Origin of the sequence: uncultured Microbulbifer sp., from assembly GCF_947498635.1 — a bacterium.
In the GTDB taxonomy this organism is placed as follows: domain Bacteria; phylum Pseudomonadota; class Gammaproteobacteria; order Pseudomonadales; family Cellvibrionaceae; genus Microbulbifer; species Microbulbifer echini.
This window is the reverse complement of the sequence record NZ_CANMKV010000007.1, coordinates 93,736-109,294: the sequence shown is the minus strand read 5'-3', so window position 1 is coordinate 109,294 and position 15,559 is coordinate 93,736. Positions and strand designations below refer to the sequence as shown.

The window sequence follows — 15,559 nt, the reverse complement described above, 5'->3', positions numbered from 1 at the left end:
TTATGGTTTACAGCCGAATCTCGCCACTACTCTCCCATCATCTGGCCCAGTGCCTACTGTGTGGCGACCGCGCCAGCGAATCTGGCATCTGTCCCGGCTGTGTTGGGGACTTACCCTATCTCGGTCGGGCATGCGAGAGCTGTGCTCTGCCCTTGGCCTCGTGCGCGCGCCAGTGCCCCAACTGCCTGCGACAACCGCCGCGCTTCCAGCGGGTACAGGCCGCCTGGCAATACGCTTACCCGGTGAGCCAGCTGATCCAGCGGTTTAAATATCAGGGTGATTTGAGTGCAGGTCATAGTTTGGCGCAGCTGGCCGCCGGGGCAATAAAACCCTGCGGGGAGCCACCCGATCTCCTCGCTCCGATTCCCCTGCACTGGTGCCGCTACTGGATACGTGGATACAACCAGGCACAGCTGGTTGCAGCCGAGCTGGGCAGGCAGTGGCGGTTACCGGTGCGGCCACGCCTGCTGCGCAAAATCAGCGCCACCCGCACCCAATCGCAGTTACGGCGGCAGCAACGCATGCGCAACCTGCTGCAAAGTTTTGCCCTGCGGGGATCGGTGCAGGAAATGCATATTGGATTGGTGGATGATGTACTCACCACCGGCGCCACCCTGGAAGCGGCGGCGCAAAAACTCCTGGAAGCCGGCGCGCGCAAGGTCAGCGCCTTTGTTTTGGCCAGAACGCCATGACTCTTCGGCGCGACCGCAGATAGACCGGAAGTTACAGAAGGGTCACAATATCCTGCCTTGCCGTTCTGGCACAAAAGTCCCAATTAAGCCGGCGCTGCTAAGGTTCTATTCAGTGACTAATTGCTCGCAGGTTCTTTGCTGTGAGCCAGGGATTCAGCGATGAGTGAATACAAGTTGCCACGGGGCATTGTCATCAGCGGCACCGGCCTGTGGACCCCACCGGAAGCTATCAGCAACGAAGAGCTGGTAGATGCCTACAATACCTACGCCAAACAATACAACCTGGAACACGCCCAGGCGATCGAGTCCGGCGCTCTGCAGCCCAAGCCGCAGTCCTCGGCGGAATTTATCGAGAAGGCCTCCGGTATTAAGAGCCGCCATGTGGTCACCCGCGAGGGTATTCTCGATCCGGCGCGCATGCGCCCCTTTATCCCCGAACGCAACGACGACGATCTCTGTGTACAGGCAGAAATGGGCCTTAAAGCCGCCAAGCTGGCACTCGAGAAGGCCGGTAAACAGGCCTCCGATGTCGATATGGTCATTGTCGGCGCCTCTTATATGCAGCGCGCCTACCCGGCCATTGCCATTGAGATCCAGGGCGCACTCGACATCGACGGTTTCGCCTTCGATATGGAAGTGGCCTGCTCATCCGCCACTTTTTCTATGCAACGCGGGGTAGATGCTATCTGCTCCGGCGCCGCGCGCACCGTACTGGTCATCAACGCCGAATTGGCTTCACCACAGGTGGATTTCACCGACCGCGACAGCCATTTCATCTTTGGCGATGTGGCCGTAGCCAGTGTGATCGAGCGCCGCGAGACCTGCACGGTAGAGAGCGCCTGGGAGATCCTCGGCACCAAGGCCAAAACCGTCTACTCCAACAATATCCGTTCGAACTTCAGCTACGCTGCGCGCGCGGCGGATGTGGACCCTTTTGGCCCCGGCAAACTGTTCCGCCAGAACGGCCGCAAGGTGTTCAAGGAGGTCTGCCCCATGGCCGCCGCTCATATTGAAGAACACCTGCACGATTGCGGCACCGACCCCCGCGAGGTGAGCCGCTACTGGCTGCACCAGGCCAATATCAATATGAACAACCTGATCGCCAAGAAGCTGATGGGTGACGAGACCAGTGCGGAGCGTGCACCGGTAGTGTTGGATCGCTACGCCAACACCGCCAGCGCCGGTTCATTAATCGCCTTCAACCTGCACAGTGACGACCTGCAAGTGGGCGAGCGCGGTATTATCTGCTCATTCGGCGCCGGCTATTCCATCGGCAGTCTGGTGATAGAGAAAGTCGCCATCTGAGTCGAAGAATGCTACGGATACAAAAAAACCGGGCAGTGCCCGGTTTTTTTAATTGGTTTCCCCGTGTTTCTGCTCAAGCTGACTGAGCATTTTTTCCGCCCAGCTAATCCAGGTCTTTTCCGCCTCAATTCCCAATAGCAGGGTCTGATGGGCGAGCCAGTAACGTTCCTGCAAGGCTGGGGCACTCTTCAATACCCGCTCGTTCTGCTCCCGGTAGTTCTCCAGTAACCCATGATGCCTCCGCAGCTGATCGTTGAGCGCCTCGCGCAATTCTTCCTGGCTCAGGTGATGGCCGGCAAACAGGCGCACGAGAAAAGGCTCGCGAATTTTCTGAGGCGCTGCCGGCTGAGTCACCCAGTCGCATAACTCCGCACGACCTTTTTCGGTGAGGCTGTAAACCTTCTTGTCCGGCTTACCTTCCTGGGGCTGTTCCTCGCAATCCAGCAGACCCTCGTCATACAGCTTGTGCAGCTCCCGGTACATCTGCTGATGACTCGCACTCCAGAAATGAGAAACGCTGCGCTCGAAGCGACGCTTCAGGTCGTAACCACTGCCGGGCTCGATATCCAACAGAGTGAGGACGGCGTAGCGCAGGGACATGATGGCTCCGATTTGGCTTATGCAAAGAGTTGCATATTAACCTCTCAGGCGCCACTGTGGCCAGGAGACACATAAAGCCAATAAGATATTTAGATTAATTTTCTAATATTTTGTAGGAGGATTATCTCGACAGATCTCACCAGTCGAGATGCAAGGCTAGCATTTGCGCAATTTGGAGATATAATCGCCGGCCTGCCGCCACCGTGAGGTGAGGGCTCGATGTTCAAGAGGTTGTTTACTCCATGTCCGCGCCCGCACTCACACCGTCCGGCCCCGACGCCGAACCAGCCGCGCCCAACGCGCGTCGCTGGGATTTCCTCGTGGATATCTTCGCCATGAACAGCTTTTCCTGGGCGGTGGCGATTCCCATCGAGCTGCTGCTGGCCGGTATGAGCTGGAACGAACATCTGAAAGTGCGCCTGATGGCCCTGGTCTTCAACACTCTGATTGCGCGGCCCTTCAGTGTCTATCGCAGCTGGGTGGTGAACCGTTTTGGCGGCGGTGGCCCAATCAATGCCTACCTGGTGGATACCTTTGTCTTCCTCAGTTTCCAGTTCCCACTCTATATGGGCAATATGCACCTGGGCGGCGCCAGCTGGGACGAAATCGCTACCGCCAGTATTACCTTCATGCTGATTGCCGGCGCCCTCGGCGGTCCCTATGGAATTTATCTCGACTGGGTGCGCCGAGTGTGGATTAATACCGTCAGCCCCTTGCGGAGCAAAAGAGCCTCCTGAGAGGACACAGACACTCGACTGAGCATTACGAGAGAGGAAAATCGCCGTGTTGACGCAGAACGCCATTGAAGAGAGCTCCATGACCATTGGCGTGGTCGCCGGCACCCCGACTGACACCCGCTTTGGCCTGGATTTCCTCGCCGCGCGCCAGCTGCGCGGTGTCGGCTTGTCCCTGTCGGCATCCCCCCAAGCACAGACCCAATTACAGGCTCTGGAGCGCGGCGCCCTCACCCAACAGTTGATCAGCGCGATAGAACAGCTGCACCAAGGCGGCGCCGAAGCCGCCATGATCTACTGTAACTCCCTCTCCGGCGCCGTGGATATGCAGGCGGTTAAAGCCGCCTCATCCATTGAAGTGGTCTCCCCACTTGAAGTCTATGCCGAGCTGACCCAACGCTACCGCAATTTTGGCCTGCTCGCCGCCAACTGCCAGAGCTGCGCCAATATCGAACGCGAGATCCTCGAGCGCAATACCACAGCCAAGGTAATCGGCATCGGCAACCTGCAGATTGTCGAAGACATTGAGGATGGTCTCCCCGCAGAAATGATTGTGCAACAGCACGCTCTGGATGACCTAGTAGCGGCACTTGTGAAAAGCGGTGTGCAAATTCTTATCCTGGGCTGCACCCACTTCGATTATTTTTATCGAGAGCTACTCGCCCACTGCGATGGTATTCGCTTATTTCTCCCCTCAGAGCGTATGTTGCAATTATTACAGGAACGCCTCCCCCAGGCTGCCTGAGACATTAAAATCATTTTTTTCGACCATGAATTGCGTATTTTTTGAAGAATAGCCCGCCGCCAAACTCGGAAAATACGCTCTCCCTCTATTAAATTTACGCCCAGAGCTACCTCTGTAATAGCGTGCAATTCCTCTCGGCAAAAACCAACCTAAAAAACCATTATCAATAATTGGCGCAATATTACTTGGGTATTGGCGATAGCGGTCATGTCGATGACTGAATTCTCCCCCCTTAAGCAGCCCATCCCCGCAAAAATTTCTCTTGTACGCCGTGCCATATTGCAGTATCAAACGGTCTGATCTTTTCGGGAGTATCGATCAAAACCTACCGCAAAAATCACACCGCGGACTGCAGGATTTAGTCCGCCCTAACAAAAAAGTGATTACAAGGATGACAAAAGCCATTTCTTCTGGGGGGCTGCCCTCTAGCCGTATTTATTTATCTACCCTGCAAACCGGTATGCTGCTGTGGGGCTCGGCATGTATCAGCAGTGGCGCGCAAGCCTTTGAATTAAATACGCTCACGCGACAAGTGTCTATTTACTGGCTGGCCGCTGCGCTAGTTGCACTTTTACTCGTTTGCCTATTTACACTCAATAGACAGCTCAGCCTGAAAAAATTAAGGCGACAAAGCGCACAACAGATCGACAATATCAGTGCCGAAAACAGCAACCTGTTTCAAAAGGCGCACAGTCGCAACAGTGAATTCCTCGCCCTGGAAAAACAATTAGAAGAAACTCGCGAAAGCCTCGAATTAGTGCGCCAGGAAAAATTCGATCTGCTCACCATCGTGCGCCATCAACTGCACCACCCTCTCGATACACTCATGGGCACCCTCAACCTGCTCGGACGCAGCGAGGACAACAACACAAAAGCTCTGGTGGAAATTAGCAAACGCCAGTTGAATGCGGCACTCAAATCCTTAGACGATCTGCGCCAGATTGGCAAAGTCGAAACTGTGGAACTCAAGCTTCCCAGAGAAGTACTCGGCAATACCGGCAACGGCCTCGCCGTGCTGTTAGTGGAAAATAATAAACACGAATCCCTGCAGGCAACACTGGAAGCCATGGGTCATCATGTGCAAAGAGAGTGTAACGGTATCGACGGCAGTAGTGCCGCCCTGCAAAAAAACTTTGACCTGATACTGACCGATACGCACCTGCCACTGATGGACGGCGTGGAAGCCGTGCGCGAAATTCGCCGAGAACGCGGCGCAGACCTACCAATTTTCGCCCTACTGCAAAGTGCCAGAACCGGCGATAAAGAGCGCTACCAGGCGCGTGGATTTACCGGGGTACTCACCCACCCGATTGGCGACCGGCAGTTGATGCAGCTGATGCAATGGGCCACGCGGCGCCTTCAGGGAGCGCCACAACAGCAGAAACCTCGCCCGGCGCAGCTACTGAACACCAATACCCTGTTGCGCCAACAAGATACCTTGGATCATCTCACATTCGCCGAACTACTCAGCGACCGCAGCGCCACCCTACCCAAGCACATTACCTCGCTCACCAGCGCACTCACCGGACGCCACTGGTTGGATGCGGAGAAACAAGCCCAGGATGTTGCCCGAGCTGCGGCGGAAGTGGGTCTCGACAATGTATCCGCACGTCTGCGCAGCCTGGCCGCTAATCTCTCCATCGATAGTGAACGCGAGCACTGCCGCCGGCAGCGCACTGAATTATTGCAGCTAATGCGCGAATCGGTACGCCAGCTAAAAGCCTGGCGCGAACGCAATGTACACACCGAGTGGGCCCTGAAATGATATTACTTACGGTTATTAGCCGAAATACAGACAAGTTAATGGGATGATACGACACAGGGATGGGCCAGCGCCCGCGAGGTTAACAGCCCCCCCAACTGTTCCAGCCCTTCAAGGTCCGGCTAACACAAACCATAGCCGGCACCGACTGTCGCACAAAAATACCACTCCAACGCACATACGTTGAATTGCGCAGTGGGGACCACACTATATTTTGCAGAGTTCAAAAGAGAATTAAGTCATGTCTGAGCAGTACCCAACCCGCTCCCAAGAGGCCCGCGAACAGAGTGGCCGCGATCTGGCCATCATGGTCTACTTGATCCAGGCCATCAGCCTGTTTACCGCAATCCCTTTTTTTGTCGGCGTACTGATTAATTATTTTAAGCGCAGCGATGTACGCGGCACCCTGGCGGAATCTCACTTCCGCTGGCAGATTCGCACCTTCTGGTTTTGGCTGCTGTGGACGATTGTCGGCTCTCTAACCTGGTGGATACTCGGCCTGGGCTACTTAATTCTCGCCATCAATTGGATTTGGGTCATCTATCGGGTCATTCGCGGCTGGCTGATGCTGGTCGATCGCCGCCCCGCCTATGATCCGATGCACTATTAAAAAATGCCCGCCCGCGTGAAAATCCGCGCGGGCATTGCCCATTTAAAGCAAGCGCAAGCCACCACCACCCTGTCGAAATAACCCGTTCCTGTTAAGACGGTTTTACATTTCATCTTTTCTATAAAACTGCCATTCACTCTCTCCTGCATTCAACGCTTAATATTCGCCCTATCTTCGCCTTTGCATTTCGCAACTTCACGGGGACTTCAAGTCTCAACTTTCCCTAACCTCGGCGGCGCAACCCCCTTGCGGAAAATTGTGCGAAGATAATGCCCAGAATCTTCACCGGATATCGCTAGGGAGAAAAAGGGTTGTGAGTCAGGATCAAAATACCCCGCTACGGGAGGACGTCCGCCTACTCGGCGAGGAACTCGGTTCGGTACTGCGCGAGCAGGCCGGTGAAACCCTCTTCGATACCGTGGAAACCATTCGCCAAGCAGCGGTGGAAAGTCGCGGCACCGGTGAGATGCAAGTCGATCGCCTACACCAATTGCTGGACCCTCTCGACGATGACACGCTGTTGGAAGTCGCCCGCGCCTTTAGTCAGTTTCTGAATTTGGCCAACATCGCCGAGCAGCGCCACCGCGAGCGTCTGCACCGGCAACATCAACGCTTCTCCGGCGACCCGGACACCGACCGCGGTCTGCGCCAGGTACTGGCGGAGCTCAAGAACGCCAAGCAGGCGCCGGGCGATATCCACGCAGTGCTGAAGGACCTCTCTGTAGAGCTGGTGCTCACCGCACACCCCACAGAGGTCACCCGCCGCACTCTGATCCGCAAGTACGACCGCGTCGCCGACCTCCTCGCCGACCTGGACCGGCCCGACCTCACCCAGGAGGAGGCGCGCGAGCTGCGCCGTCATCTACACGAGCAGATACTCTCCGCCTGGAGCACCGATGAAATCCGTCGTGAGAGGCCAACGCCGGTGGATGAAGCCAAATGGGGCTTCGCCACGATCGAGCAGTCGCTGTGGCAAGCGGTCCCGCAGAGTATGCGTGCCATCGAGGCCGAACTGGCTCTGGCTGAGCTGCCACCACTGCCGGACGACTGGGTGCCAATCCGCTTTGCTTCCTGGATGGGTGGCGATCGCGACGGCAACCCCAATGTCACCGCCAAGGTAACCCGCCAGGTGTTGTTACTGGCTCGCTGGATGGCTGCCGACCTCTTTCTGCGGGATGTGGAAAACCTGCTGGCGGATCTGTCTATGCACAAAGCCAGTGAGGAATTACTGGAGCAGACAGGCCCCAGCCACGAACCCTATCGTCTAATACTGAGACGTGTACGCCAGCGTCTGCGCAACACCCGCGCACAAATGGAGGCGCGCATCGGCGGCGCCGAACCCTCCAGCGATACCGTGTTTAACAGCAACCGGGAACTGTTCGAGCCCCTAAGCCTTATCGACCGCTCCCTGCGCACTGTGGGCCTAGCCGCCATTGCCGATGGCCAGCTTAAGGATACCCTGCGTCGCCTCAACTGCTTTGGCATCACCTTACTGCGTCTAGATATCCGCCAGGAGTCCACCCGCCACGCCGATGCGCTCGATGCCATCACCCGCTATTTGGGCCTGGGTAACTACGCCAGCTGGGATGAACAGAGCAAATTGGCATTTCTACTGGCCGAGCTGGAAAATCGCCGCCCCCTGGTGAACGAGGATTTCTACCACACCGATTTCTGCGATGCGGATGTGCGCGAGGTCCTGGAAACCTGCCAGGTGGTGGCCGAACAGGGCCCCGAGGGGCTCGGTGCCTATGTAATTTCCATGGCCAGGAAAGCCTCCGATGTCTTGGCCGTGATGCTGTTGCAGAAAATTGCCGGGGTCCATCACCCCATGCGCGTAGTACCGCTGTTTGAGACCCTCGACGATCTCAACAATGCCGCCGACACCATGAGTACCCTACTCAATATTCCCCAGTACAAGCAGCGTGTACTGGAAGGCCAAGAAGTAATGATTGGCTACTCCGATTCCGCCAAAGATGCGGGCTTTCTCGGTGCGGCCTGGGCGCAGTTCAGTACCCAGGAGGCCCTCACCAAGATCTTCCGCAACCACGGCATTCCTCTGACGCTGTTTCACGGCCGCGGCGGTTCCATTTCCCGCGGTGGATCGCCCACACGCATGGCGCTACTGTCACAACCACCCGGCTCGGTAGCCGGGCGTATCCGCGTGACAGAACAGGGGGAAATGATCCGCTTCAAATACGGTCGACCAACAGTGGCCGCCTATAACCTGGAACAGTATGTGGCAGCCACTCTGGAAGCCACCCTGATGCCACCGGCACAGCCGCGCCCCGAATGGCGCAACCAGATGGAGCGACTCACCGAGGTCTCGGTGCAGAGCTATCGCGAAGTGGTGCGCGACGACCCGGCCCTGGTAGCCTACCTGCGCACTGTCACACCGGAGACTGAACTCCGCCGCCTGGCACTCGGCAGCCGCCCGGCAAAACGCAAACCCGGGGGCGGCGTGGAGACTCTGCGCGCTATTCCCTGGGTGTTTGCCTGGACCCAGATCCGCCTGATGCTGCCCGCCTGGCTAGGCACGGGCACCGCCCTGGAGCACGCTCTAAAGCAGGCCGACGAGGCCGATACATTACGAGAGATGAGTTGTGAATGGCCCTTTTTCCAAGGGGTCGTGGATATGCTCGAGATGGTACTGGCCAAGTCCGACACCCGTGTCGCCTCCTGGTACGAGGAGCGGCTCACTGACAGCGGGGAACTGATCGAACTGGGCGAGAACCTGCGCGAACGCCTGGCCCATACGGTGAGCGCCCTGCAACAGCTCACCGGCCGCGAAAGCCTGCTGGATAATAACCCGGTGATGCGTTGGTCTATCCGCGTGCGCGACCCCTACACAGACCCGCTGCACCTGTTACAGGCCGAACTGATGGCACGCTTGCGTGAAAGGGAGAGCGACGCCGTGCTAGAGAGCGCCCTGATGGTGACGATTGCCGGCATCGCCGCGGGAATGCGCAATACCGGTTAGTAATGTCGAGCTACTACTATGAGGTTGCCGTAAAACCGAGGAAACAGGGAGAGGAGCGGCCTCTCCCGTAGGTAAGGGGAGTTAAAATTGCCCAGTTAAGGCCATCAGGAACAAATCCGGCGGCAGCTGCTGGCCATTGACTTCCAGGCGCCCGCGATTGACCTCCAGGTGCATCTGCAGCTCATCGTTGTGTTCGATCAGCAAACCGTATTCCCGCAGCATCATCGCCTGCCCCACCAGTGGCGATTGCAGCAGTGCCGACTCGGCAGCACTCAAAGTCATGGTACCCACCAGCGGCTGCAGCCACTGGTTCAAGGCGCTGCCGTTGCGCTGGCGTGGGGCGCGCTTCATACCCTTCCAGTCAACATCAGCATCCACCAGTACTGGGCCATTGCGCGACTCCACCACCAACTGTTGCTGCAGGCGCAGCGGTGGGCGCAGATCAAGGGCCCAATTGCGCTCCGCCACCGGCAGCAACAAACGTAAATAGTGGCCCAGGTCAGCGGCCTTAATCTTCGGTAGGGTCATCTGCTGGCGCGCTGAGGTGATGGGTGTAGCAGACTGGACATTGGGCAAATGTAAATCGCTCACTACCTTTAGAGTCTGCGCAGCCAGCATTTCCAGGTCCAGGTTGAGGCGGATATCCCGCAACTCCACCGGGCCGGAATCGGACTCTGCCCGCAATAAGGAGAGGCTTAATTGTGCTTTGCCGCCCCGTTGGGGTTCCAGCTGGAACTCTCCTGTGACTGGTTCGGTAAATAGTACCTCTACCCCATCTCTCAGCTGGCGTAAGCTACCCAGATCGACAACCCCTTCGAGGGTTGCACCGCTGTAATCCGTCGAGACGGCAATTTCTCCACCATTAAATTCCAACTGACCAAAGTCCCCCGTGCTCTTGAAGGGCTCCAGGCGCAGGGTATTTAGTACACGGTTATCCGCCGATACCAGAGTCTCTAAAACCAGAGGGCTGTCCTGCAGGCGCCCATAGAGGGATTCAAGCTGCGCGCGCAGCTGGGGATTTAATTGCTCAAGATCCAGGCGGGTTTCACTGTAGATCACCCCGAAGCGAGGCCCGCGGGAGGTCAACAGCAGTGGACCGTGATGGATTTCTGTACGCAATTCCGTGGTGCCATTTTGCAGGGCCACCTCGGTATTGGTCTCAGCGCCAAACCAGCCGCGCTGATAGCTGGTGGAGTTCCCCCCCTGTAGCCGGCCCAATTGCTGCTTCCAGATCTCCTCCACTTTGGGCCCGATAATACCCGGCGCCGCCAGGGCGGAGATCACCAGTAAAGCCAGCAGTATTAACAGAAGCCAACGCAAGAGTTTCATAGCAATCAATCTAACAGCAGAATTTGCGCCGATGGTAGCAGATTATGGCGTTATTGGTGCGACAGCAACCACATTGCCCAAGATAAGTACAGCTAAACCGCTTAGTTCACAGGGTTCTTGGGTTTACCTACGATCAGCGCCTTGCCGGACTAACTCTCTAGAAGCTAAGCAAAGGGGAATCTGTGGCATTACAAACTTGAGTAAAACTATAAATAGTTTTTTATCCCTGCGACCCAGCTAAATACCACCACTAGATAAATCACTTAAATAAAGTCTAATAGCTTATAAAATTCACCACGACATTGACGGCTATCAGTCTTGTAGATCGGCTGAATATTTCAAGTTCTCCTCTAAAATCATTACCCACTGATAATGTCTTCGCTTTATGAGTTCAACAACACCCTTAAATTAATACAACCTATCAATTTGGCTGAAAATATTTTATCGACCAGCCTTAAAGCCTTCAGCTAAAATAGCTCCCCAAAAAAATAGACTTTAATTTCTGACCAACATAATAGATAACCACTTAAAGTCAGAGGCCACCTTATTATCCATTCAAGCCACTACTATTTACTTTGTTTTGTCTACACCTGCATTCATGTACACCGACTCAAAGCCTAACAGAATCACAAAAGAAAACCGGTATTCAGTAAATATAGAACCACTACTGGCCGCCTGGTTTCTTCGGAATAAAGAAGCATCCAACCTACGAAAATTTATTTACAATCAATTGGCTTTCAGTTTGTTTACACTGCCTTCTTCCAACCAAACCTACACTCTCATATCCAATTTTTTTATTTTTGCTGCTACGTTCAAGCTGGACCGATGAAAGCACTGCCTTATCCAGTAGAACTCAAACGAGATCCCCCCTCCCTTTTGTACCACTTTCCAGGCAATGGTCACTCCTAAAACTTCAACCCGGATCAGCATCTAAGCTTCTGCCCGCGCCTTCGTTCTAGTTTCATCAATCACTCGAAAAGAGCACAGCGTTTTCTTTCCCAGCCTGATAAATTCATGTATTTTGCAATCACCTACAATGCGAAATTTATTACCGTATATAACTTATCACTTCGTACAGCTTTACCCAGGGAGGGGATTCATTTCATGAACATACGTATGGCATCAAAACACGATGTATCTGCTATCGCCGATATACATAGTACAAGCTGGCAGGAAAACTATAGCAATGTACTCTCCACAACCTACCTAGAGAAAGAAGCCCCGGCCGACAGGCTTGCACTTTGGAATACTCGCTTCGAAAAACCACAGTCTAATCAGCAAGTCCTTGTGGCAGAGGTCGACGGCAATACCGCAGGTTTTGTCTGTCTTTTTGCCGACAAACACCCCGAATGGGGATCACATTTAGATAATCTACATGTGCGGAAAGCGTACCGTTCACTAGGTATCGGGCACACACTCTTTATTGAGGCCGCTCGCTGGGCGTATCAACAGGCGCCATCCAAAGGCATGTGCCTTCTGGTAAATCAAGATAACACCAAAGCTCAGGCCTTCTACCAACGATTAGGGGGGCGCAAAGCTCAAGAGAGTATCTGGAATGCTGCCGATGGGAGTAAGGTAGCAACCTATTGGTATGTTTGGGAACACCTGAGAGAACTGACCAATTAGAAAGCAGGAAATATGGAAGAGATCATTGGCGGCGCATTCAGGTTTATCTTTCACTTATTATTCGAGGTTGTGGCTAGAATAATCCTTGACTGTATATTCTATTTCCCCGGCTACCATATCAGTAAGTGCCTCACTCCCAAAAGAAGAGAGCCGAGTACAGCAGAAATATTAGTCGCCAGTATTTTCTTTTGGTTAACCATTGGCTTAATCAGCTTTTTTATTTATTCGAACATAGGGGGAGCGTCTGTACCACAGCCCCCTACAAGTTAAATAAGACTCATACGCAACATCATTAAGCAACAATAGGTATCGATATCGCTCGAGAAGCGGCAACTAAAAGATACTCAAAATGAAAAAAATAACCATTTTAATAAGTATCCTAATTTCACCGGTGAGTGGTGCACAAAATATCTCATTGGCCGAGGCAGCACTGGAACGAACTCATCATAAAGTGCGATACGTACCAGCCTATGTCGCCATCCCCTATCCAAATGGGGATGTGCCTGCCGATACTGGGGTCTGTACCGATGTAATAATTCGCTCTTTTAGAAAGCTGGGAATTGATCTGCAAAGAGAAGTACATGAAGATATCTCTGACGACTTTCAGGCCTATCCATCAAAGCGTATCTGGGGGCTCTCCAGACCTGACAGAAATATTGACCACAGACGAGTACCTAATCTTCAAGCATTCTTTACCCGCAAGGAATTGTCACTTCCGATAACCCATAAAACGAATGACTACCTGCCTGGAGATATCGTTACCTGGGTACTACCAGGGGGACTTCCCCATATCGGTATTGTTTCCGCGAAGCTATCACAAAATACGAATCGCTACTTCATCGTACATAATATTGGCGCTGGTCCAGTCCTTGAAGATATTTTATTCTCTTATAAGGTAACCGGGCATTATCGCTATGACACCGATCTAGTCAAAGAACCATCAACTAGTATTCAAGGCCGGCGCAACTAAATATCTACTATAACTACCCGATAAACACCCTACTCATTTATGCTTGAAACGATGTTGAGCGCAAAGCAATAATCCGTGCATACCGGGGCCTCATTGGCTTCTAATTCATAATCACCGTAAGCCCTGGGAACTTCCAATGGTAAGGGTACACTTCTGCTTCTGCTTGCTGCTATTACTTCCCCCACCCCTCGCTGCCAGTGAGGAAAAGATTTCCACCAAAAAAACAAACCCTCTGACCCTGCTGGATCCCACAACTGTGGATAAGTTTGTTAACGAGCTGCCAAACCCCACCGAAATCCGCCCCCGTGGCGCTGCCCCCGTGAAATTACCAGCCCTGCCTACCCGCACCTGGATGGGCCTAAGAGATAGGGAAGGCAAACGTTTGATGACCAAGGTCTGGGGGTTTGAGTACGCAGGGCGTATCCATTCTCCCGGCCCAACTATTCGCGCCCGAGAGGGCCAGCCAGTATTTGTACACTGGGCAAATGGACTGCCCGGACCACACCTCTTCCCCGTTGATCGTTCCATTCACCTCGCCGACGTAAAGGATCCCAAAGCCGTACCTATCGTTATCCATCTTCACGGTGGCCACACCGAGTGGAAGAGTGACGGCAATCCCCTCGCCTGGTACACCCGTAATTACCGCGAGATAGGTCCACAGTTTGATAAAAAAATCTACGAGTACGATAACTCCCAGGATGCCGCCACTATCTGGTATCACGACCATACCCTGGGAATGACCCGTCTTAATGTCTATGCAGGTCTATTTGGTTTCTACTTGGTTGGCGATAAAAATGAAGATCGCCTGATTCAGGAAAAGCTGCTCCCCAGTGAAGAACACACCAGGGTTGTCGCTATCACAGACAGCTTATTTACCTCTGATGGGCAACTCTATTTTCCCGGCTGGCGGAACCAGCCTCCATCACCAGTTTCCCATGAGGTGGTAAAAGCCAATTGGCCCAACCCCTCCCATCTGGATGAATTTTTCGGTAATTTTATCCTGGCAAACGGTATGGCCTGGCCCAAAGTCAGTGTCACCCCACACGTCTATCGACTGCGGCTACTCAACGCGTCCGATACCCGCACACTGATCCTCAGGATCAACGAAGATGTTCCTTTTGTGCAGATTGGCGGCGACGGTGGTTTTCTCGATCACCCAGTACAACTGAATGAGTTAGTATTGGCCCCCGCAGAACGAGCAGATGTCTTAGTGGATTTCAGTGGTTATGAAGGGCGACAACTGACATTGAGAAATTTTGGTCCGGATATCCCATTCAAAGGATTTGTGGAGGCCAATGATCCAAAGAGTTCAATTCCACTTGTCTACAACCCGGATGGTAAACGCGTATTAAGCGATGGGCGCGGTGGCACCACACCAGCCACCGACCCCAATACCACTGGCCAAATTTTGCAATTCCATATTGCTTCGGCACCTACAGAAGCTTCTCCGGATAGACAGAAAACAGCGGCTATAGACACGATTGGAGATTTAAAGCTAACTTTAAATACCCCCCTGCGCCCTCCGCTTAATAGGCTTAGTCAAGCGAGCAAAATACGACAACTTGCCACCTACCGCCTGGACGATCCCTACGGCCGCAATCTATTGATGTTAGGTCCAGTAAAAGAAGGCTCCCTATTCTTCGAAGACCCTACCACGGAAATTATCCAGCACAACGCCGTAGAGATCTGGGAAATCTACAACCCCACGGTATCGGCTCATCCCATTCATATTCATTTAGTGGAATTTCAGGTACTGGACCGCCAGCCTTTTAAGGGAAAACTGATTCCCAAGCCGCAGAAGTTTATGCACACTGATAAGACATTCCAGGGGGCACGCCTGGAAATAGAATCCCTGCAGGGAAAACCCCTTCCACCTCAACTGGAAGAAAGCGGCCCCAAAGATACGGTCATCGCCCTTCCCGGCCAGGTTACCCGAGTGATAGCGCGTTTCGACCGCGAAGGCCTCTATGTATGGCACTGCCATCTGCTCTCCCATGAGGATTACGATATGATGCGGCCGTTTAGGGTGCTGGCGCCAAAAACAACAAAAAACCAATAATTTATTAATCTTTAACCTCTAATCTCAGATGAAATGTAAACACCTAAAAACTAATCGACAAGCCGAACAATAAATAAGACAGCAAGAACAAGAATAGAACCAAATAACATTATCAATGGTTACAACCATCTAAGAAAATCAAAAATAACT

At 53.6% G+C, this 15,559-nt stretch carries 13 protein-coding genes; 10 read left to right on the top strand and 3 right to left on the bottom strand.

Translation table 11 applies throughout. The features are described 5' to 3' along the window. The first annotated feature begins 2 nt into the window (after positions 1-2). Together Q1A69_RS05540 and Q1A69_RS05535 are read left to right on the top strand one after the other, a co-directional pair. Positions 3-692: a ComF family protein gene (locus tag Q1A69_RS05540; RefSeq protein WP_299582313.1), complete on the top strand. Its 690-nt coding sequence runs from the start codon at positions 3-5 to the stop codon at positions 690-692. Positions 693-851: 159 nt separating this feature from the next. Continuing rightward, positions 852-1,997 (top strand): beta-ketoacyl-ACP synthase III, encoded by a 1,146-nt coding sequence (locus tag Q1A69_RS05535; RefSeq protein WP_299582310.1) that lies wholly within the window; start codon positions 852-854, stop codon positions 1,995-1,997. 48 nt (positions 1,998-2,045) lie between these two features. Here Q1A69_RS05535 and Q1A69_RS05530 read toward each other — a convergent pair whose 3' ends face one another. Next, positions 2,046-2,597 (bottom strand): PadR family transcriptional regulator, encoded by a 552-nt coding sequence (locus Q1A69_RS05530; RefSeq protein WP_299582306.1) that lies wholly within the window; start codon positions 2,595-2,597, stop codon positions 2,046-2,048. Positions 2,598-2,839: 242 nt separating this feature from the next. Here Q1A69_RS05530 and alaE point away from each other — a divergent pair, with 242 nt between their 5' ends. After that, entirely contained in the window at positions 2,840-3,334 is a 495-nt protein-coding gene (gene alaE / locus Q1A69_RS05525) for an L-alanine exporter AlaE (protein WP_299582303.1), read from the top strand. Between the two features lie 46 nt (positions 3,335-3,380). Next, complete coding sequence (locus Q1A69_RS05520) at positions 3,381-4,076, top strand: aspartate/glutamate racemase family protein (protein ID WP_299582300.1); 696 nt, start codon at positions 3,381-3,383, stop codon at positions 4,074-4,076. Here the strand turns inward: Q1A69_RS05520 and Q1A69_RS05515 are convergent. Further along, positions 4,047-4,367, bottom strand: coding sequence for a hypothetical protein (locus tag Q1A69_RS05515; protein ID WP_299582298.1), 321 nt, complete (start codon positions 4,365-4,367; stop codon positions 4,047-4,049). The two genes, Q1A69_RS05520 and Q1A69_RS05515, sit on opposite strands and share 30 nt — an antisense overlap. A 100-nt stretch (positions 4,368-4,467) precedes the next feature. On the opposite strand from Q1A69_RS05515, the gene Q1A69_RS05510 reads away from it, so the two are divergent. The 3 genes from Q1A69_RS05510 to ppc all read left to right on the top strand — a co-directional run bounded on the left by Q1A69_RS05510 (position 4,468) and on the right by ppc (position 9,425). Further along, positions 4,468-5,841: a response regulator gene (locus tag Q1A69_RS05510; RefSeq protein ID WP_299582296.1), complete on the top strand. Its 1,374-nt coding sequence runs from the start codon at positions 4,468-4,470 to the stop codon at positions 5,839-5,841. Positions 5,842-6,079: 238 nt separating this feature from the next. Continuing rightward, a complete protein-coding gene (locus tag Q1A69_RS05505) occupies positions 6,080-6,448 on the top strand; it encodes a hypothetical protein (RefSeq protein WP_299582294.1) in 369 nt (122 codons plus the stop codon). A 313-nt stretch (positions 6,449-6,761) separates the two neighbouring features. Continuing rightward, positions 6,762-9,425, top strand: coding sequence for a phosphoenolpyruvate carboxylase (ppc, locus tag Q1A69_RS05500; protein ID WP_299582292.1), 2,664 nt, complete (start codon positions 6,762-6,764; stop codon positions 9,423-9,425). A gap of 81 nt (positions 9,426-9,506) precedes the next feature. Here ppc and Q1A69_RS05495 read toward each other — a convergent pair whose 3' ends face one another. Beyond that, positions 9,507-10,754, bottom strand: coding sequence for a DUF945 family protein (locus Q1A69_RS05495; RefSeq protein WP_299582290.1), 1,248 nt, complete (start codon positions 10,752-10,754; stop codon positions 9,507-9,509). Between the two features lie 1,104 nt (positions 10,755-11,858). Here Q1A69_RS05495 and Q1A69_RS05490 point away from each other — a divergent pair. The 3 genes from Q1A69_RS05490 (at position 11,859) to Q1A69_RS05480 (ending at position 15,409) form a co-directional block, all read left to right on the top strand. Then, a complete protein-coding gene (locus tag Q1A69_RS05490) occupies positions 11,859-12,380 on the top strand; it encodes a GNAT family N-acetyltransferase (RefSeq protein ID WP_299582288.1) in 522 nt (173 codons plus the stop codon). Between the two features lie 349 nt (positions 12,381-12,729). Next, complete coding sequence (locus Q1A69_RS05485; protein WP_299582286.1) at positions 12,730-13,350, top strand: DUF1287 domain-containing protein; 621 nt, start codon at positions 12,730-12,732, stop codon at positions 13,348-13,350. 136 nt (positions 13,351-13,486) lie between these two features. Then, positions 13,487-15,409: a multicopper oxidase domain-containing protein gene (locus Q1A69_RS05480; RefSeq protein ID WP_299582284.1), complete on the top strand. Its 1,923-nt coding sequence runs from the start codon at positions 13,487-13,489 to the stop codon at positions 15,407-15,409. Positions 15,410-15,559 lie beyond the last annotated feature (150 nt).

Bases quoted from the DNA above. Each gene is read 5' to 3' on its own strand.
- Q1A69_RS05505 (WP_299582294.1), top strand. From the start codon at position 6,080: ATGTCTGAGCAGTACCCAACCCGCTCCCAAGAGGCCCGCGAACAGAGT.
- Q1A69_RS05510 (WP_299582296.1), top strand. From the start codon at position 4,468: ATGACAAAAGCCATTTCTTCTGGGGGGCTGCCCTCTAGCCGTATTTAT.
- alaE (WP_299582303.1), top strand. From the start codon at position 2,840: ATGTCCGCGCCCGCACTCACACCGTCCGGCCCCGACGCCGAACCAGCC.
- Q1A69_RS05495 (WP_299582290.1), bottom strand. From the start codon at position 10,754: ATGAAACTCTTGCGTTGGCTTCTGTTAATACTGCTGGCTTTACTGGTG.
- Q1A69_RS05485 (WP_299582286.1), top strand. From the start codon at position 12,730: ATGAAAAAAATAACCATTTTAATAAGTATCCTAATTTCACCGGTGAGT.
- Q1A69_RS05540 (WP_299582313.1), top strand. From the start codon at position 3: ATGGTTTACAGCCGAATCTCGCCACTACTCTCCCATCATCTGGCCCAG.
- Q1A69_RS05535 (WP_299582310.1), top strand. From the start codon at position 852: ATGAGTGAATACAAGTTGCCACGGGGCATTGTCATCAGCGGCACCGGC.
- Q1A69_RS05490 (WP_299582288.1), top strand. From the start codon at position 11,859: ATGAACATACGTATGGCATCAAAACACGATGTATCTGCTATCGCCGAT.
- Q1A69_RS05530 (WP_299582306.1), bottom strand. From the start codon at position 2,597: ATGTCCCTGCGCTACGCCGTCCTCACTCTGTTGGATATCGAGCCCGGC.
- Q1A69_RS05480 (WP_299582284.1), top strand. From the start codon at position 13,487: ATGGTAAGGGTACACTTCTGCTTCTGCTTGCTGCTATTACTTCCCCCA.